This is a genomic window from Streptomyces sp. NBC_00287 (genome assembly GCF_036173105.1).
Taxonomy (GTDB): domain Bacteria; phylum Actinomycetota; class Actinomycetes; order Streptomycetales; family Streptomycetaceae; genus Streptomyces.
Genome location: NZ_CP108053.1, coordinates 1,370,998 through 1,392,193, shown reverse-complemented (window position 1 = coordinate 1,392,193; position 21,196 = coordinate 1,370,998). Strand labels below are relative to the sequence as shown.

Annotated in this window: 1 protein-coding gene (cut by a window edge); it reads left to right on the top strand. The window is 70.5% G+C overall.

Annotation, left to right across the window (positions count from 1 at the left end):
• Positions 1-88: 88 nt before the first annotated feature.
• Positions 89-21,196, top strand: the 5' portion of a protein-coding gene (locus OHT76_RS06210) for a type I polyketide synthase (RefSeq protein WP_328869737.1). It continues 14,325 nt past the right edge of the window; only the first 21,108 of its 35,433 coding nucleotides appear in the window; its start codon is at positions 89-91; its stop codon lies beyond the right edge, outside the window.

Genomic DNA, 21,196 nt, shown 5'->3' with positions numbered 1-21,196 from the left:
GAATTCCCCGGACACATCACCCCGACCCCGGTCCGAACCGGTACTCGGCTCCGCTTCATCGGGAGCCGAGCGTCAAAAGGGAGACCTGGTGGCGAATACGGGAAGCTCTGTCGGACGCACGCACGCCGCCGACGCGCGGGCGGCACTCGCGGCACACCCCGAGCAGATCGCCGTGATCGGCCTCGCCTGCCGGCTCCCCGGCGCCCCCGACCCGGCCACGTTCTGGGAACTGCTGCGCGAAGGCCGCGAGGCGGTCACGACCACGCCGCCCGAACGCTGGGACGCCGACGCCCACTTCGACCCCGACATCACGGCCAAAGGCAAGATCAACACCCGGCGGGGCGGCTACCTCGACCACGTCGACCGCTTCGACCCCGCCTTCTTCGGCATCTCGCCCCGCGAGGCCGCCGCCATGGACCCCCAGCAACGCCTGATGCTGGAACTCGGCTGGGAGAGCCTGGAAGACGCCGGGATCGTCCCCGACACCCTCGGCGACCGCAGTACCGGTGTCTTCGTCGGCGCCATCTGGGACGACTACGCCGCCCTGCTGCAGCGCCAGGGCGCCACGGCCATCGGCGCGCACAGCGTCACCGGGCTGCACCGCAGCATCATCGCCAACCGCCTCTCGTACTCACTCCGGCTCAGCGGCCCGAGCATGACCGTCGACACCGGCCAGTCCTCCTCCCTCGTCGCCGTCCACCTCGCCTGCGAAAGCCTGCGCAGCGGCGAGAGCGACATCGCCCTCGCGGGCGGCGTCAACCTCAACCTGGTCCCCGAAAGCACCATCAGCGCCGCCAAGTTCGGCGCCCTCTCCCCCGACGGCCGCTGCTACACCTTCGACGCGCGCGCCAACGGCTATGTACGAGGCGAGGGCGCCGGACTCGTCGTCCTCAAACCCCTCTCCCGCGCCCTCGCCGACGGCGACCACGTCCTGTGCGTCATCGCGGGCAGCGCCACCGGCAACGACGGCGGCGGCGAGGGCCTGACCGTCCCGACCCCCGAGGGCCAGCGCCGCGTCCTCACCCAGGCCCACCGGCGGGCCGGGATCGACCCCACCCACATCCAGTACGTCGAACTGCACGGCACCGGAACCCGGCGCGGCGACCCGGTCGAGGCCGCCGCACTCGGCGCCGCCGTGGGCGCAGCCGCCCGCGCCGCCGGCAGATCCGTCGCCGTCGGCTCCGTCAAGACCAACATCGGGCACCTGGAGGGCGCGGCGGGCATCGCGGGCCTGCTCAAGACGGTCCTCGCCCTACGCCATCGCCAACTGCCCACCAGCCTCAACTTCGCACAGGCCCATCCCGAAATCCCCCTGGACGAACTGGGGTTGCGCGTCCAGACCGGGCTGAGCGAGTGGCCCCGGCCGGATGAACGGCTCCTCGCGGGGGTCAGCTCCTTCGGGATGGGGGGCACCAACTGCCATGTGGTTCTTGGGGAGGTGGCGGGGGCGGGGGCTGTTGTACGGGATGAGCGTCCCGTCGGCGCTGCGCCCGCCCTTCAGGGCTGGCCGCTGTCCGCCCGTACCGCCACCGCCCTGCGTGCCCAGGCCCGTAGGCTCCGCGAGCACCTCGACACCCACCCCGACCACACCCCCGCGGACCTCGGTCACGCCCTGGCCACCACCCGTACCGCGTTCGCCCACCGCGCCGTAGTCCTCGCCGCCGACCGCGACGGCGGTGCCAAGGCGCTTGCCGCGCTCGCCGCGGGCCGCCCCTCGGCCGACGTCGTCCGGGGCACCGTCACCGAGGGCGGCACCGCCGTTCTCTTCTCCGGCCAGGGCAGCCAACGCCTGGGCATGGGACGGGAGTTGTACGCCGCCCAGCCCGCGTTCGCACGGGCGCTCGACGCCGTCTGCGACCACCTCGACCCCGAGTTCCGCGAACTGCTGCTGACCGCCGAGCCCACGGCCGCGAACGCCGCCCGGCTGGACCGCACCGCTTGGGCGCAGCCCGCGCTCTTCGCCGTGGAGGTCGCCCTCTACCGGCTCGCCGAATCCCTCGGCGTCGTCGCCGACCAGCTGCTCGGCCACTCCGTCGGCGAACTGGCCGCCGCCCATGTCGCCGGAGTCCTTTCCCTCGCCGACGCCTGCGCCCTCGTCACCGCGCGTGGGCGCTTGATGCAGGCCCAGCCCGAGGGCGGCGCCATGGTCGCCCTGGAAGCCGGCGAGGCCGAGGTCAACGCCGAACTCGACGCCATCGACGGCCACATCACCATCGCCGCCGTCAACAGCCCCGGCGCCTGCGTCGTCTCCGGCGACGCCGACACCGTCACCGCCTACGCCGCCACCTGGGCCGAACGCGGCCGCAAAACCCACGCGTTGAGGGTCAGCCACGCCTTTCACTCCGCCCATATGGGCGGCATGCTGGAGGAGTTCCGCGCCGTCGCGCAGGGGCTCACCTTCCACCCGCCCGCCATCCCCGTCGTCTCCAACCTGACCGGCTGGCCGGCCTCGTCCGAGGAGCTGTGCGACCCGGACTACTGGGTGCGGCATGTGCGCCGGGCCGTACGGTTCGCCGACGGCGTCGACTGGCTGCTGGACCAGGGCGTCACGACCTTCCTGGAACTCGGCCCCGACGGCGCTCTCGTGGCCATGGCCCGCGAATGCCTCGCCGCCCGCCCCGAGGACGGCCGCCCCGCCGACGTCGGCTTCCTCACCGCGCTGCGCCGCGACCGCGCCGAGGCCCAGACCCTGCTGGCCGCCGTCGCGGGACTGCATGTACGGGGCGCTGCCCCGGCATCGCCCGCCTTCGCGGACGGGCCCGGGGCGCGCCGTGTACCGCTACCCACGTATGCCTTCCAGCGCAAGCGGTACTGGCTGGCGGGGGCGGAGACCCCCACGGTCCTGGAGGAGGGGACGGCTGAGACGCAGCCGGACATGGAGGCCGGGGACGGGCTCGCGGCCACGGATGTCGGGGACGGCCGCGCAGCCACGGATGCCGGGGACGGCCCCGCAGCCACTGACGGCCGGGAAGGCCCCGCGGCCGGCTGGCGTGACCGTCTCACCGGCCTCGCCGGCACCGCCGAGCAGACCCGCGCCGTCCTCGACCAGGTCCGTGAGGACATCGCGATGGTCCTTGGCCACCCGGCCGACGAGCTCGAGGGCATCGACGTCACCTGGTCGTTCAAGGATCTCGGCTTCGACTCCCTCTCCTCCGTCGAACTTCGCGACCGGCTCGCCGCCGCCACCGGCCTGCGCCTGCCCGCAGGCCTCCTCTTCGACCACCCCACGCCCGCCGTCCTCGCCGACCACCTCCGCGCCGAACTCCTCGGCGACACCCCCGGGCCCCGCACCACACGCGCCGCCGCCACCCACACCGGTGAGCCGATCGCCATCGTCGGCATGGCCTGCCGTTACCCCGGTGGCATCGCCTCCCCGGAAGACCTGTGGCGGGTCGTCCGCGACGGACTCGACGTCATCGCACCCTTCCCCACCGACCGGGGCTGGGACCTGGACGCGCTCTACCACGCCGACCCGGCCCACCACGGCACCAGCTACGTCCGCGAGGGAGGCTTCCTGCACGACGCCGCAGCCTTCGACGCCGAGTTCTTCGGGATCTCGCCACGCGAGGCGCTGGCCATGGACCCACAGCAACGGTTGCTGTTGGAGACTTCGTGGGAGGCGATCGAACGCGCCGGAATCGCCCCCGGCTCCCTGCGCTCCAGCCTGACCGGTGTGTTCGCCGGCGCCATGTCCCAGGACTACGGTGACCGGCTGCACGAGGCCGCCGAACCCGCCGAGGGCTTCACCCTGACCGGCAACGCGACGAGCGTGGTCTCCGGCCGACTCTCGTACACCTTCGGTCTTGAGGGGCCTGCGGTCACCGTCGATACGGCCTGCTCCTCGTCGCTGGTCGCCCTGCATCTGGCGGTGCAGTCGCTGCGCAACGGTGAGTGCGACCTCGCCCTTGCCGGCGGTGTCACCGTGATGCCCACCCCGGGCATGTTCGTGGAGTTCAGCCGCCAGCGCGGGCTGTCGGCGGACGGCCGATGCAAGGCGTTCGCGGCGGGAGCCGATGGCACCAGCTGGGCCGAGGGTGTCGGTGTCCTCGTCGTGGAGCGCCTTTCGGACGCGGTCCGCAGCGGTCACCAGGTCCTGGCGGTCGTGCGCGGTTCCGCGATCAACCAGGACGGCGCCTCCAACGGCCTGTCCGCCCCCAACGGTCCGTCCCAGCAGCGGGTCATCCGAGCAGCGCTCGCGGGCGCCGGGCTCACCGCGGCCGATGTCGACGCCATGGAGGCGCACGGGACGGGGACGACGCTCGGTGATCCGATCGAGGCCGATGCTCTGTTGGCCACCTATGGGCAGGGGCGTGCGGCGGATCGGCCGCTCTGGCTGGGGTCGGTGAAGTCGAACATCGGTCATACCCAGGCCGCGGCGGGTGTGGCGGGCGTCATCAAGATGGTGATGGCGATGCGGGAGGGTGTGCTGCCCCGCACCCTGCATGTGGATGAGCCCACTCCGCACGTGGACTGGGCCTCCGGTGATGTCCGGCTGCTCACTGAAGTGCGGGAGTGGGCGGCGGTCCAGGATCGGCCGCGCCGGGCTGCTGTTTCCTCCTTTGGGATCTCCGGGACGAATGCGCATGTCGTGCTGGAGGAAGCGCCGGCTGGGGCGGAATTGGGGCCGGTGGTGGTCGGCGGTCCTGGGGGGTTGTCGGGGTCGCCGGTGGTGCCGTGGTTGGTGTCGGGGCGTAGTGCGGGGGCGTTGGCTGGGCAGGCGGGGCGGCTGGCTGGTGTGGTGGGTGATCCGGTTGATGTGGGGTGGGAGCTGGTTTCGGGGCGTACGGCTCTGGAGCATCGGGCTGTGGTCTGGGGCCGGGAGACCGGCGAGCTGACGGCGGGGCTGGAGGCCTTGGCGGCTGGTGCTGTTGCAGGTCACGTGGTCTCGGGGAGCGCTGTCGCTTCTGGTGCGCCGGTGTTTGTGTTTCCGGGGCAGGGGTCGCAGTGGTTGGGGATGGGGCGGGGGTTGTTGGAGTCCTCGCCCGTGTTCGCGGCGCGGATTGCTGAGTGTGAGGCGGCACTCGGGTCCTTCGTGGACTGGTCGCTGACCGAGGTGCTGCGCGGCGATGACGATGCGTGGATGCGGCGGGTGGATGTGGTCCAGCCGGTGCTGTGGGCGGTGATGGTGTCGCTGGCGGCGGTCTGGGAGTCCTTCGGGGTCACTCCGGCTGCCGTGATCGGTCACTCGCAGGGTGAGATCGCCGCCGCGGCGGTCGTCGGTGCGTTGAGCCTGGAAGACGCGGCCCGGGTTGTTGCTCTTCGCTCGGCTGCCATCCGGGATGAACTCGCCGGTCGTGGTGGGATGTTGTCGTTGGCGACCGGTGCTGAGCAGGCATCGGGGTGGGTTGAGCCGTATGGCGATCGGGTGTCCATCGCCGTCTACAACGGGCCCGATGCCACGGTCGTTGCCGGTGACCCGGAGGCACTGGACGAGATCGCGGCCCTGGCGGAGTCGGTCGGTGTCCGCGCCCGCCGCGTCCCGGTGGACTACGCCTCGCACTCGGCGCAAGTAGAAGACATCCGGGAGCAGTTGCTGGATGCCCTTGCTCCGGTGGCGCCGCGGGCATCGCGTGTCCCGCTGATCTCCACGGTCACCGGTGCGGTGCTGGACACCGCCACCATGGGCGCCTCGTACTGGTACGAAGGCCTGCGGCAGCCGGTGCGCTTCACCGAGGCGGTCCAAGAGGCGCTGGCGCAAGGTCACACCCGTCTTGTCGAGGTCAGTGCGCATCCGGTGCTGACCATGGGTGTGCAGGCCATTGCGGAGGCGGTGGAGAACCGGGTCACGGTCGTCGGCACTCTTCGCCGCGACGAGGATGAGAACGCCCGGTTCATCGCGAGCGCCGCCGAACTCTGGGTGCACGGCACCGATATCGACTGGGCCGCTGTCTACGCGGGGCGCGCTGTGCAGCGCGTCGATCTTCCCGCGTACGCCTTCCAACGCGAGCGCTACTGGCTGGAGTCCGGCACGGGAACAGCTGACGTCAGCGGCGCCGGTCTGGCCGCTGCCGATCACCCGTTGCTCGGTGCCGCCGTGAGCCTCGCCGCCGGTGCCGGCGCCGTTCTGACTGGTCGGCTCTCCCTCCGTACTCATCCGTGGCTGGCGGACCATGCCGTCGCGGGCACCGTCCTCTTCCCCGGCACCGGCTTCGTCGAGCTGGCCATCCGGGCCGGGGACGAGGTCGGCTGCGGGCATCTCACCGAACTCACCCTTCAGGCCCCGCTGATCCTCCCCGAGCAGGGAGCCGTACAGACGCAGGTCGTCATCGGCGGCCCGGAGGCGGACGGGCAGCGGTCGGTCTCGGTCTACTCCCGTCCCGAGAACTCCCCACCCGACCAGGAGTGGACCCTTCATGCGGAGGGCACCCTCGGCACCGATGGGCCGCATGCCCCCTCCATCGACCTGGCGGTCTGGCCGCCCGTCGGTGCCGAGCCGGTGGACATCGCTGATCGCTACGACCGTCTTCACGCCTCCGGTTATCACTACGGGCCGGTGTTCCAGGGCCTGCGTGCCGTCTGGCGGCGCGGCGATGAGGTCTTTGCCGAGGTGGTGTTGGAGGAGGGGCAGCGGGCTGAGGCTTCGCGGTTTGGGGTTCATCCGGCGTTGCTGGATGGGGCGTTGCATGCGGTGTTGCCGGTGGACGGTGGTGAGACGCGGCTGCCGTTTGTGTGGTCGGGTGTGTCGTTGGCGGCGGTGGGTGCGTCGGCGGTGCGGGTGCGGTTGGCTCCTGTTGGTGGGGATGCGGTGTCGGTGTTGGTGGCCGATGTCGAGGGTGCTCCGGTGGCGTTCGTGGAGTCGCTGGTGCTGCGTCCCGTAGATGTGCGGGAGTTGAGTGCGCCGGCATCGGCGGTACGGGACTCCCTGTTCCGGTTGGAATGGACTCCCGTCGCTTCCCCTGCGACGCAGGGCGAGTCCGGTTGGGCGCTGTTCGGTGATGCCGATCCGTTCGGCCTCGGGCTGCCTTTCCTCGGGAGCCTGGATGAGCCGCCCTCCGTGGTGGTCCTCCCCGTTGACGGCGGCGGCTCCGGATCCGCCGAAGCCGTGCACCGTACGGTGCTGAACACCTGGGAGACGGCCCGCGCTTGGCTGGCGGACGAGCGGTTCGCCGGGTCGCGTCTGGTGGTCGTGACGCGCGGTGCCGTGGGCACGGGCACTGAGGGTCCCACTGATCTCGCCGCCTCTGCGGTGTGGGGTCTGGTGCGGTCGGCCGAGGCCGAGAATCCCGGCCGGTTCGGGCTGTTGGACCTGGACCCGACGGGCGGCGACAACCTGGCCGTGGAACGAGTCCTGGCTTCGGTCTCGGCCGGGGAGTGGCAGGTCGCCTTACGCGGTGATCACGTGCTTGCTCCGCGCCTGGCCCGCTCCGCCGCCTCCGATGAGGCGATCTCGTTCGGTGATGGTGCGGTGCTGGTCACGGGTGGTACGGGGACGCTGGGTGCGTTGGTGGCGCGGCATCTGGTGGTGGAGCACGGGGTGCGGAGGCTGGTGCTGACCAGTCGGCGTGGTGCTGAGGCGCCGGGTGCGGTGGAGTTGGTGGCCGAGCTGGCGGACGTGGGTGCGCATGCCGAGGTGGTGGCGTGTGATGTCGGTGACCGTGAGGCGTTGGCGACGTTGCTCGCCGAGCATCCGGTCACGGGCGTCGTGCACCTCGCCGGCGTCCTCGACGACGCCGTGGTCACAGGGCTCACCCCGGGGCACTTCGACCGCGTCCTGCGTCCCAAGGTGGACGCGGCTGTCAATCTCCACGAGCTGACGCGCGAACTCGACCTCTCCGCCTTCGTCCTCTTCTCCTCCGTCGTCGGCGTACTCGGCGGTCCGGGCCAGGCCAACTACGCCGCTGCCAACACCTTCCTGGACGCTCTCGCCCAGCGGCGCCGGGCCGAGGGGCTACCCGCGATCTCCCTGGCCTGGGGGCTGTGGGCCGACGCCAGCGGGATGACCGGCCACATGGACCAGACGGCTGTCGCCCGTATGGCGCGCGCCGGGATCGTCGGCATCCCCGCCGACCAGGGCCTCGCCCTTCTCGACTCCGCCCTCGCCACGGACGAACCGCTGCTCGTCACCGCCAGGCTCAGCACCTCCGCCGTCCGCGCCCAGGCCGCGGTACCACCGCCCCTGCGAGGTCTCGTCCGGGGCACCGCCCGCCGTACGGCCAGCGGCCTCCAGGGCGGCGACGCTGCCGGCTCGCTCGCGCGCAGGCTGGCCGGGCTCTCCCGCGAGGAGCAGCTGCACGAACTCCTGGGCGTCGTCCGGTCCAGCGTGGCGCTAGTCCTGGGCCATGCCGCGGACCGCGTGGTCGACACGGACCGGACGTTCAAGGAGTTGGGTTTTGATTCGTTGTTGGCGGTGGAGCTGCGGAATCGGCTGGGTGAGGCGTTGGGGCTGAGGCTTCCGGCGACGTTGGTGTTTGATTTTCCGACGCCGGTGGCGGTGGCGGGTCTGCTGGTGGATGAGGTGGTGGGGTCGTCCTCTGCGGAGGTGGTTGCCCGTCCTGTGGCTGCGGCTGCGGCTGTGGGTGTGGTGGATGACCCGGTGGCGATTGTGGCTGCTGCGTGTCGTTTTCCGGGTGGGGTGGGGTCGCCGGAGGAGTTGTGGCGGCTGGTGGTGGAGGGCCGGGATGCGGTGGGTCCGTTCCCGGCCGATCGTGGGTGGGATCTGGAGGGGCTGTTTGATCCGGATCCGGGCGCGTTCGGTAAGTCGTATGCGAATGAGGGCGGCTTCCTCTATGAAGCTGCTGAGTTTGATGCGGGGTTGTTCGGGGTGTCGCCGCGTGAGGCGGTGGCGATGGATCCGCAGCAGCGGTTGTTGTTGGAGACGTCGTGGGAGGTGTTCGAGCGGGCGGGTATCGCGGTGGACTCGGTGCGGGGGAGCCGTACCGGTGTCTTCGCGGGGGTGATGTACCACGACTACGCCAGCCGACTGCACAACGTGCCGGAGGAGGTCGAGGGCTACCTCGGCACCGGAAGCTGGGCCAGCGTCCTTTCGGGCCGTCTCGCCTACACCTTCGGTCTTGAAGGGCCTGCGGTCTCTGTCGATACGGCCTGCTCGTCCTCGCTGGTCGCCCTGCACATGGCCGTACAGGCGCTGCGGAACGGCGAGTGCGACATGGCACTCGCCGGCGGTGTCACCGTCATGCCCACCCCCGGCACCTTCCTGGAGTTCAGCCGTCAGCGGGGGCTTGCCGCCGACGGCCGGTGCAAGCCGTTCGCTGCCGCTGCGGATGGCACGGGGTGGGGTGAGGGTGCGGGGGTGCTGCTGCTGGAGCGGTTGTCGGATGCACGGCGAAATGGCCATCGGGTGTTGGCGGTTGTGCGTGGTTCGGCGGTCAATCAGGACGGTGCGTCGAATGGGCTGACGGCTCCCAACGGTCCTTCGCAGCAGCGGGTGATCCGTGCTGCGCTGGCCAGTGCTGGGCTTTCCGCCGCCGATGTGGATGCGGTGGAGGCGCATGGCACGGGGACGACGTTGGGTGATCCGATCGAGGCTCAGGCGCTGCTGGCCACCTACGGCAGAGGCAGGGATGCCGAACAGCCGCTCTGGCTTGGGTCGATCAAGTCGAACATCGGGCACACCCAGGCCGCGGCTGGTGTCGCTGGGGTCATCAAGATGGTGATGGCGATGCAGGCCGGTGTGCTGCCGCCCACCCTGCACGTCGATGCGCCCACCCCACATGTCGACTGGACCAGGGGTGCCGTCGAACTGCTCACCGAAGGCATCGACTGGCCCGAGACCGGGCGTCCGCGTCGGGCTGGTGTGTCGGCGTTCGGTATCGGTGGGACCAACGCGCACGTGGTGCTGGAGCAGGCGCCGGAGGTGGAAGCTGCTGGGCTTTCGGTTCCGGTGGGTGGTCTGGTGCCGTGGGTGTTGTCCGCTGGTTCTGCTGAGGCGTTGGTGGCGCAGGCGGGGCGGTTGTCGGGGGTTGCCGGGGCGCTTGATCCGGTGGATGTGGGCTGGTCGTTGGCGACTGGTCGGGCCGGGTTGGGGCATCGGGCGGTGGTCTGGGGCACGGACGCGGAGGAGCTGGCGGCGGGACTCTTGGGTGTGGTGTCGCCGGGTGGTGTGGTGGATGGCCGTCTTGCGGTGCTGTTCACCGGGCAGGGGTCTCAGCGGGCGCGGATGGGTGCGGGGCTGGCGGCTGAGTTTCCGGTGTTCGCTCAGGTGTTGGGCGAAGTGTGTGACGGGTTCGAGGGTCTGCTGCCTGGGTCGCTGATGGAGGCGCTGTCGTCGGAGGCGCTGGATCGGACGGTGTTCACGCAGGCCGGGTTGTTCGCGGTGGAGGTGGCTCTTTACCGGTTGGCGGAGTCGTGGGGTGTTCGCCCGGAATTTGTGATGGGCCATTCGGTGGGGGAGCTGGTCGCCGCCTATGTGGCGGGGGTTTTCTCGCTGGAGGACGCCTGTCGTTTGGTGGCTGCCCGTGGTGGGTTGATGCAGGCGTTGCCCGAGGGCGGGGCCATGCTCGCGGTGCAGGCTGGTTTGGCCGAGGTCGAGGAGGTTGTCGCCTCGGTTGATGTTGCGGCGGTGAACGGGCCGACGTCCGTGGTGGTTTCGGGTCCCCAGGCGGAAGTGGAGGCGGTGCGGGAGCGTTTGACGGCGGCCGGGGTCAAGTGCCGTCGTCTGGCGGTCTCGCACGCGTTCCATTCGAAGTTGATGGAGCCGATGCTGGCGGACTTCGCGCGGGTCGCCGCTGAGATCTCGTACGGCGAGCCGCGGATACCGGTCGTCTCGAACGTGTCCGGCCGCGTGGCGGGCGAGGAGATACGCACCGCCGACTACTGGGTGCGCCATGTGCGGGAGGCCGTCCGCTTCGCGGACGGCCTGGCCTCGCTTGCCGACGCCGGAGTGACCAAGTTCCTTGAAATGGGCCCGGATGCGACGCTGACCGCGATGGGCGCCGAGTGCGCCGAGGGCCTGTTCGTCTCCGCCATGCGGCGTGGCCACGACGAGGTGGAGACGTTCACCCAGGCGGTGTCCCGTCTGTGGGCGAGCGGCGTCGATGTCGACTGGGCCGCTCTCTTCGACGGTCGCAATCCGAACCGCGTCGACCTGCCCACGTACGCCTTCCAGCGAGACCACTACTGGCTGACCGATGGCGTCACGCCGACTGATCCTGCCGGGCTGGGTCTGGGTGAGGCGGGGCATCCGTTGCTCGGCGCGGCGGTTCCGCTCGCGGCCGGGGACGGTGTGCTGCTCACGGGACGGCTCTCGACTCGTACGCACCCCTGGCTTACGGATCACGCCGTGGCGGGGACGGTGTTGCTGCCGGGTACGGCCTTCGTGGAACTGGCAGTACGTGCTGGTGACGAGGTCGGGTGCGGGAGCGTAAGGGAGTTGATGCTTCAGGCACCGTTGGTCATTCCTGAGCAGGGTGGTGTGCAGGTTCAGGTCGTGGTCGGTTCGGCCGGCGAGGACGGGCAGCGGTCTCTTGCCGTCTACTCCCGTCCCGAGGAGTTGGACGCTCCCTGGGTCCAGCACGCAGAAGGCATCCTGAACGACGCTCCGGCCGCGCACCCCGCCGATCTCACGGTCTGGCCGCCCGTCGGCGCTGAGCCGGTGGATGTGTCCGGCTTTTACGCGGACGCCGGGGCCGCTGGTTACGGCTATGGGCCCGCCTTCCAGGGCTTGAGGGCTTTGTGGCGTCGGGGTGATGAGGTCTTCGCCGAGGTGGAGTTGGCGGAGGAGCGGCATGCCGAAGCGGGTGCCTTCGGGGTGCATCCGGCGTTGTTGGACTCGGCGTTGCACGCGTTGCTGGCTTCGGAACCCGGAGCAGGGCTGCGGTTGCCGTTTGTGTGGGAGGGTGTGTCCCTCCTCGCGTCCGGGACCACTGCTGCCCGCGTGCGCATCGCGCCTGTGGGCGGGGACTCGTTCTCCGTGGAGCTGGCGGACGTGACCGGCGCGCCGATCGCCGTCGCAGAGTCCCTGATGCTGCGACCGGTGGCCGCCGATCAGCTGGCCGCGGCCACCGCGACCGGCCCGGATTCCCTCTACCGGCTGGACTGGACGGCCGCTCCGGTCGCCGACGCCGCTTCCATGGACGTGACGCCGTACGACGGAATCGGCGCCGTACGCGCCGCTCTTGACGCGGGTGACGCGGCCCCGGAGGTGGCGCTGGTCGAGGTTTCCGGTGCCGGCTCGGAGCTTGTCGACGTCTCCGCTCGGACCACTGCCGAGGTGCTGGCGCTGGTGCAGGGCTGGCTGGGCGATGAGCGGCTGGCCGGATCGCGGCTCGTGGTGGTGACGCGTGGGGCGGTGGCCACCGATGGCGGTGACGTGGCCGACCTGGCGACCGCACCCGTGTGGGGTCTCGTCCGGTCGGCGCAGTCGGAGCACCCTGGCCGCATTGTGCTGGTCGACGCTGATCCGTCCGTCGACGCGGGCGATGACGCCGCGGTGCGGGCGGCGTTGGCGTGTGATGAGCCGCAGGTGGCGGTTCGTGGGGGCCGGGTGCTGGTGCCGCGTCTGGTGCGTGCGGCTGGTTCCGGCGAGAGTCTTACGGTTCCGGCGGAGGCGGAGACGGACGCGTGGCGGTTGGACACCTCGGGCACCGGCACGTTGGACGGCCTTGCGCTGGTGCCGGCGCCGGAGGCTTCCGCACTGCTGGAGCCCGGTCAGGTCCGGATTGCCGTCCGAGCGGCCGGTGTGAACTTCCGCGACGTTCTGATGAGCCTGGGGATGTACCCGGGCCGCCCGGTGCTCGGCAGCGAGGCCGCAGGCGTGGTTCTCGAAGTCGGCGAGGGAGTGACCGACTTCGCTCCCGGTGACCGGGTGATGGGCCTGGTTCTGGAGAGCTTCGGGCCGGTGGCGGTGGCGGATGCGCGTGTGGTCGTACCGATCCCGGAGGGGTGGTCGTACGAGCAGGCGGCGTCGGTGCCCGTGGTGTTCCTGACCGCGTACTACGGGCTGGTCGATCTGGGTCGGTTGCGGGCTGGCGAGACGGTGCTCGTGCACGCGGGTGCCGGTGGTGTCGGCATGGCGGCTGTCCAGCTCGCGCGTCATTTGGGTGCTCGGGTGCTGGCGACGGCCAGCCCTGCCAAGTGGGACACGTTGCGGGGCTTGGGGCTGGATGATGCCTCGATCGCGTCCTCGCGTGATCTGACCTTCCGGGAGACCTTCGCTGACGCGGGCGTGGATGTGGTCCTCAACTCCCTTGCCGGCGAGTTCGTTGACGCCTCTCTCGACCTGCTGTCGTCCGGTGGCCGGTTCCTGGAGATGGGCAAGACCGATATCCGGGACGCTGGGCAGGTTGCCGCTGAGTACGTCGCCTTCGACATGCTGGATGCGGGTCCGGTGCGGATCGGCGAGATGCTGCGGGCGTTGATGGGTCTGTTCGAGGCGGGGGCGCTGGAGCCGCTCCCTGTGCGGGCGTGGGATGTACGCAGGGCTCGGGAGGCGTTCCGGTTCATGAGCCAGGCCCGGCACACGGGCAAGGTCGCTCTGACCATGCCGGTGCCGCTGGATCCGGACGGGACGGTCCTGATCACCGGAGGCACCGGCACGCTCGGCTCGCTCCTCGCCCGCCACCTGGTCACAGGGCATGGGGTACGGCATCTGCTGCTGACGAGTCGGCAGGGGCTCGAGGCGCCGGGTGCGGCCGAACTCGTAGCAGAACTCGGTGAGTTGGGTGCCGCCGTAGAGGTGGCCGCCTGCGACGCAGCCGACCGCGATCAGTTCGCCGCCCTCCTCGAAGGGCAGCGGCTGACGGGCGTCGTCCATGCCGCGGGCGTGCTCGCCGACGGACTGATCACCTCCCTCACGCCCGACCAACTCGAAGCCGTCTGGCGGCCGAAGGTCGAAGCGGCCGTAAATCTGCATGAGTTGACCCGTGACGCAGACCTGGCGTTCTTCGCGCTGTACTCGTCGGTGTCGGGTGTGCTGGGTGGTGCGGGGCAGGCCAACTACGCGGCAGCGAACGCGTTCCTGGATGCGCTGGCGCACCGTCGACGGGCTGAGGGGCTGGTTGCGACCTCTTTGGCCTGGGGGCTGTGGGAACAAGCCAGCTCCATGACAGGCGAGTTGGGCCGAGCCGACCGGCAGCGGCTGAGCCGGATGGGGCTGGCCCCGTTGCCCTCGGCCGAAGGGCTCGCCCTGCTGGACCGGGCCGTAGCCACCGCCGAGGCCGCCCTCGTGCCCGCCCGCCTCGACCTGGCCGGACTGCGCGCCGCCGAAACCATCCCCGCCGTACTGAACGGACTCGTCCGCACCTCGCCGACCCGGCGCGCGGTCGGCACGACCGCCGAGACCCGGGAAGTCGGCTCCCTGGCCCAGAGGTTCGGCGGGCTGAACCGTGCTGAGCGGGAGCGGCGGCTCGTGGAACTGGTACGTGGCCATGTCGCCGCTGTTCTGGGGCATGCCTCCGAACAGTCCGTCGATGCCGAGCGTTCCTTCAAGGAACAGGGCTTCGACTCGCTGACCGCCGTGGAACTGCGCAACCGCCTCAACACGGCGACCGGGCTACGACTCCCCACCGCCCTCGTCTTCGACCACCCCACTCCCGCGCGCGTCGCCGGCTACCTCCACGCCGAGTTGTGGGGGACGGATAAGGAGACGACCGCCCCTGCCACGACGGCGGCGACGGCGGCGGCGACGGACGAGCCCATCGCAATCGTGGGTATGGCCTGTCGTTACCCCGGTGGCGTGACTTCGCCGGAGGATCTGTGGCGGCTGGTCACCGAGGGCACCGACGCGGTCGGGGACTTCCCCGCCGACCGTGGCTGGGACCTGGACGGGCTCTACCACCCCGACCCGGCACACCCCGGCACCAGCTACACCCGCCAAGGCGGATTCCTGCACGACGCCGCCGAGTTCGACCCGCATCTCTTCGGCATCTCACCACGCGAAGCGCTGGCCATGGACCCGCAGCAGCGGCTCCTTCTGGAGACCACCTGGGAGGCGCTGGAGCGCGCCGGTATCGCCGCCGCTTCGCTGAAGGGGTCGAACAGCGGCGTCTTCGTCGGCGCCGGATACCCGAGCTACCTCGTCGACCTGGAGCGCACGCCGGACGTCGTGGAGGGGTTCTCCCTGACCGGCAACGCGGCGAGCGTGGTCTCCGGCCGTCTCTCGTACACGTTCGGTCTTGAGGGTCCCGCGGTCACTGTCGATACGGCCTGCTCCTCGTCGCTGGTGGCGCTGCATCTGGCGGTGCAGTCGCTGCGGAACGGTGAGTGCGACCTGGCGCTGGCGGGCGGCGTGACGGTGATGCCGAGCCCGGGCCTCTTCCTTGAGTTCAGCCGGCAGCGCGGGCTGTCGGCGGACGGCCGCTGCAAGCCGTTCGCGGCGGCGGCCGACGGCACGGGCTGGTCCGAGGGCGCTGGTGTCCTCGTGGTCGAGCGGCTGTCGGATGCCCTGGCCAAGGGGCACCGTGTTCTCGCCGTCGTGCGCGGGTCGGCGATCAATCAGGACGGCGCGTCGAACGGGCTCACGGCGCCGAACGGTCCGTCCCAGCAGCGGGTGATCCGGGCCGCGCTCGCCAATGCCGGAGTCGCGGCCGCTGAGGTGGATGCGGTGGAGGCGCATGGCACGGGGACGACGTTGGGTGATCCGATCGAGGCCGATGCTCTCCTTGCCACCTATGGGCAGGGGCGTGCGGCGGATTGGCCGTTGTGGCTGGGGTCGGTGAAGTCGAACATAGGTCATACCCAGGCCGCCGCCGGTGTCGCCGGTGTGATCAAGATGGTGATGGCCCTGCGGGCGGGCGTCCTGCCGCGCACCCTGCACGTGGATGAGCCCACCCCGCACGTCGACTGGGCGGCGGGCCAGGTCGCGCTGCTGACCGCTCCGGTGGACCTGCGTCCCGAAGGGCGCCCGGGACGGGCCGGGGTGTCGGCGTTCGGTATCTCCGGGACGAATGCGCATGTGATCTTGGAGGAGGCGCCTGCTGAGGGTGCCGAGTTGGGGCCGGTGGTGGTTTCCGGTCCTGGGGGGTTGTCGGGGTCGCCGGTGGTGCCGTGGTTGGTGTCGGGGCGTAGTGCGGGGGCGTTGGCTGGGCAGGCGGGGCGGCTGGCGGGTGTGACGGATGACCCGGTTGATGTGGGGTGGAGTCTGTGGGCTTCACGTTCGGCGTTGGAGCACCGGGCTGTGGTCTGGGGCCGGGAGACGGCTGAGCTGACTGCGGGGCTGGAGGCTCTGGCTTCTGGTGGCGTGATTGGGAACGCCCTGTCCGGTGCGGTGGGTTCGGGTGCCGGTGTGGTGTTTGTGTTCCCCGGCCAAGGTGCGCAGTGGTTGGGGATGGGGCAGGGGTTGTTGGAGTCCTCGCCAGTCTTTGCCGCCCGGATTGCTGAGTGTGAGGCGGCGCTTGGACCGTGGGTGGACTGGTCGCTGACCGAGGTGTTGAGGGGCGAGGGCGACGCCTGGATGCGGCGGGTGGATGTGGTCCAGCCGGTGCTGTGGGCGGTGATGGTGTCGCTGGCGGCCGTCTGGGAGTCGCTGGGCATTGAACCGGCTGCGGTGATTGGTCATTCGCAGGGGGAGATCGCCGCTGCAGCGGTGGTCGGTGCGTTGAGCCTGGAGGATGCGGCCCGGGTTGTTGCTCTTCGCTCGGCGGCCATCCGAGATGAACTCGCCGGTCGTGGTGGGATGTTGTCGTTGGCGACCGGTGCCGAGCTGGCATCGGCCTGGGTTGAGCCGTATGGCGATCGGGTGTCCATCGCCGTTTACAACGGGCCCGATGCCACGGTGGTCGCCGGTGATCCGCAGGCACTGGATGAGATCGCCGGGGTGGCGGAGGCCGAAGGTGTGCGGGCCCGTCGGGTGCCGGTGGATTACGCCTCGCATTCGGCGCAGGTGGAGGACATCCGGGAGCGGTTGCTCGACGTTCTTGCCCCGGTGGCGCCGCGCGCATCGCGGGTGCCGCTGATCTCCACTGTGACCGGTGGGGTGTTGGACACGGCGACGATGGATGCCTCGTACTGGTACGAAGGCCTGCGGCAGCCGGTGCGCTTCACCGAGGCGGTCCAAGAGGCGCTGGCGCAAGGTCACACCCGTCTTGTCGAGGTCAGTGCGCATCCGGTGCTGACCATGGGTGTGCAGGCCATTGCGGAGGCCGCGGAGAACCGGGTCACGGTCGTCGGCACTCTTCGCCGCGACGAGGATGAGAACGCCCGGTTCATCGCGAGCGCCGCCGAACTCTGGGTGCACGGCACCGACATCAACTGGTCCGCCGTCTACTCCGGCCGTCCCGTCACCCGCGTCGACCTGCCCACGTACGCCTTCCAACGCGAGCGCTTCTGGCTGCAGGCATCCAGCGCCACAGGCGATCCCGCCGACCTGGGTCTCGGCCCGGCGGACCACCCCCTGCTCGGCGCCGCCGTAAGCCTCGCCGCAGATGGGGGACTGGCTCTCACCGGCCGGCTCTCCCTCCGTACTCATCCGTGGCTGGCGGACCATGCCGTCGCGGGCACCGTCCTGTTCCCAGGTACCGGCTTTGTGGAGTTGGCGATCCGCGCCGGGGACGAGGTCGGATGCGGCCACCTCGCCGAACTCACCCTCCAGGCCCCCCTGGTCCTCCCCGAGCACGGCGCCGTACAGCTCCAGGTCGTCCTCACCGCCCCCGACGCCACCGGCAGCAGGGCCGTGACGATCCACGCACGCCCCGACGACACCGGAATCGAGGCACCGTGGACCACACATGCCGTGGGCACGGTGTCACCCGAGGCCGCACAGGTCCCGGCCGGGGAGCTCGCCGTATGGCCACCACAGGGTGCCGAAGCCGTCGACGTCTCCGACTTCTATCCGGCCGCCGTCGCCTCCGGTTACCACTACGGGCCGGTGTTCCAAGGGCTGCGTGCCGTGTGGCGGCGTGGTGACGAAGTCTTTGCCGAGGTGGTGTTGGAGGAGGGGCAGCGGGCTGAGGCTTCGCGGTTTGGGGTTCATCCGGCGTTGCTGGATGGGGCGTTGCATGCGGTGTTGCCGGTGGGTGGGGGTGAGACGCGGCTGCCGTTTGTGTGGTCGGGTGTGTCGTTGTCGGCGGTGGGTGCGTCGGCTGTGCGGGTGCGGTTGGCTCCTGTTGGTGGGGATGCGGTGTCGGTGTTGGTGGCCGATGTCGAGGGTGCTCCGGTGGCGTTCGTGGAGTCGCTGGTGCTGCGTCCCGTCGATGTGCGGGAGTTGAGTGCGCCGGCATCGGCGGTACGGGACTCCCTGTTCCGGTTGGAATGGACTCCCGTCACCGCTCCTCCGACGCACGGCGAGCTCGGTTGGGCGCTGCTTGGCGCGGAGGACCGGTTCGCCTTGGGCGGCACCCTGCATGAGGGGCTTAACGCGCTGGCCGGGGATGGCGTACCCGCGTTGGTGCTCTGCACGCCGCCCGCACCGCAAGGCGACGGGCTGGCGTCGACGACCTCTGCCGTGACGGGTGCCGTGCTCGCCATGCTGCAAGAGTGGCTGGCGGACGAGCGGTTCGCCGGGTCGCGTCTGGTGGTCGTGACGCGCGGTGCCGTGGGCACGGGCACGGAGGGTCCCACTGATCTCGCTGCCTCCGCGGTGTGGGGTCTGGTTCGGTCGGCCGAGGCCGAGAATCCCGGCCGGTTCGGTCTGCTGGACCTCGATGAGGACGCCGACGGACTCCCGCTCGCCCTCACCGCGCTCGGCGCGGGCGAGTGGCAGATCGTGATCCGCGGCGGTGAGGTGCTGGCGCCGCGCCTGGCCCGCTCCACCGCCTCCGGGTCCGAGGCCTCCACCGGTTTCGGTGATGGTGCGGTGCTGGTCACGGGTGGTACGGGGACGCTGGGTGCGTTGGTGGCGCGGCATCTTGTGGTGGAGCACGGGGTGCGCAGGCTGGTGCTGACCAGTCGGCGTGGTGGTGAGGCGCCGGGTGCGGTGGAGTTGGTGGCTGAGCTGGCGGCCGAGGGTGCACATGCCGAGGTCGTGGCCTGTGACGTTGCCGACCGTGAGGCGCTCTCCGCAGTGCTCGCCGAGCATCCGGTCACGGGTGTGGTGCACCTCGCGGGCATTCTCGACGACGGGGTCGTGACCACGCTGAGCTCGGATCGACTCGAGGCCGTCCTGCGTCCCAAGGTGGATGCCGCCGTACATCTGCATGAGTTGACGCGCGAACTCGACCTCTCCGCCTTCGTCCTCTTCTCCTCAGCCGCCGGTGTCTTCGGCACAGTGGGCCAGGCCAACTACGCGGCAGCCAACACCTTCCTGGACGCTCTCGCCCAGCGGCGCCGGGCCGAGGGGCTACCCGCGATCTCCCTGGCGTGGGGGCTGTGGGCCGGCGCCAGCGGGATGACGGGCGCGATGACCGAGGCCGACCGGGCTCGCGTCGCCCGGCTGGCGATGACCCCGCTGACCACCGCCGAGGGACTGGCCCTCCTCGACACCGCCATGACCCACGATGACGCGCACCTGGTGCCGGTCGCCTTCGACCGTGCCGCGCTGCGCACCCAGGCCGGCACGGGTGCACTGCCGCCGCTGCTGCGCACCCTCGTGCCCGCGCCGGTCCGCCGCGTCGCCCACGCCGATCGCGCCGAGTCCGGCGGATCCACGCTGGCACGCCGACTTCTGTCGCTCCCTGCGACGGAGCGCGGGCCGGTCGCTCTGGATGTCGTCCGTACCCACGTTGCGACCGTCCTCGGACATGCGGGAACGGCCCTGATCGGGGCCGATCGGACGTTCAAGGAGTTGGGTTTTGATTCGTTGTTGGCGGTGGAGCTGCGGAATCGGCTGGGTGAGGCGTTGGGGCTGAGGCTTCCGGCGACGTTGGTGTTTGATTTTCCGACGCCGGTGGCGGTGGCGGGTCTGCTGGTGGATGAGGTGGAGGGGTCGTCCTCTGCGGAGGTCGTTGCCCGTCCGGTGACTGCGGCTGTGGTGGATGACCCGGTGGTCATTGTGGCGGCGGCTTGTCGTTATCCGGGTGGGGTGGGGTCGCCGGAGGAGTTGTGGCGGCTGGTGGTGGAGGGCCGGGATGCGGTGGGTCCGTTCCCGGCCGATCGTGGGTGGGATCTGGAGGGGCTGTTTGATCCGGATCCGGGCGCGTTCGGTAAGTCGTATGCGAATGAGGGCGGCTTCCTCTATGAAGCTGCTGAGTTTGATGCGGGGTTGTTCGGGGTGTCGCCGCGTGAGGCGGTGGCGATGGATCCGCAGCAGCGGTTGTTGTTGGAGACGTCGTGGGAGGTGTTCGAGCGGGCGGGTATCGCGGTGGACTCGGTGCGGGGGAGCCGTACCGGTGTCTTCGCGGGGGTCATGTACCACGACTACGCCAGCCGGCTTCCGAGCATCCCCGAGGACATCGAGGGCTACATCGGCACGGGAACCTCCGGAAGCGTCGTCTCCGGTCGCCTTGCCTACACCTTTGGTCTTGAGGGACCTGCGGTCTCCGTGGATACGGCCTGCTCGTCCTCGCTCGTCGCCCTGCACCTCGCGGCCCAGTCGCTGCGGCAGGGCGAGTGCGACCTTGCCCTGGCGGGCGGTGTCACCGTCATGCCGACTCCGGGCACCTTCATCGACTTCAGCCGTCAGCGGGGGCTTGCCGCCAACGGCCGGTGCAAGCCGTTCGCTGCCGCTGCGGACGGGACGGGGTGGGGTGAGGGTGCGGGGGTGCTGCTGCTGGAGCGGTTGTCGGATGCGCGGCGAAATGGCCATCAGGCGTTGGCAGTTGTGCGCGCCTCCGCAGTCAATCAGGACGGTGCGTCGAATGGGCTGACTGCTCCCAACGGTCCTTCGCAGCAGCGGGTGATCCGGCAGGCGCTGGCCAGCGCTGGGCTCTCCGCCGCCGAAGTGGATGCGGTTGAGGCGCATGGCACGGGGACGACGTTGGGTGATCCGATCGAGGCTCAGGCCCTGCTGGCCACCTATGGGCAGGGGCGTGAGAGTGACCGGCCCTTGTGGCTGGGGTCGATCAAGTCGAATATCGGGCACACCCAGGCCGCCGCCGGTGTGGCGGGTGTCATCAAGATGGTGATGGCGATGCGGGCGGGTGTGCTGCCGCGCACCCTGCACGTGGATGAGCCCACCCCGCACGTCGACTGGTCCGCAGGGCATGTCTCCCTTCTGACGGAGGAGCAGGCCTGGGAGTCGCCGAACGGTGTGCGGCGAGCGGGTGTCTCGTCCTTCGGCGCGAGCGGGACGAATGCGCATGTGATCTTGGAGGGGGTGCCGGAGGAGGAGGCGGTTGGGCCTTCGGTTCCGGTGGGTGGTCTGGTGCCGTGGGTGTTGTCCGCCGGTTCTGCGGAAGCGCTGGTGGCGCAGGCGGGGCGGTTGTCG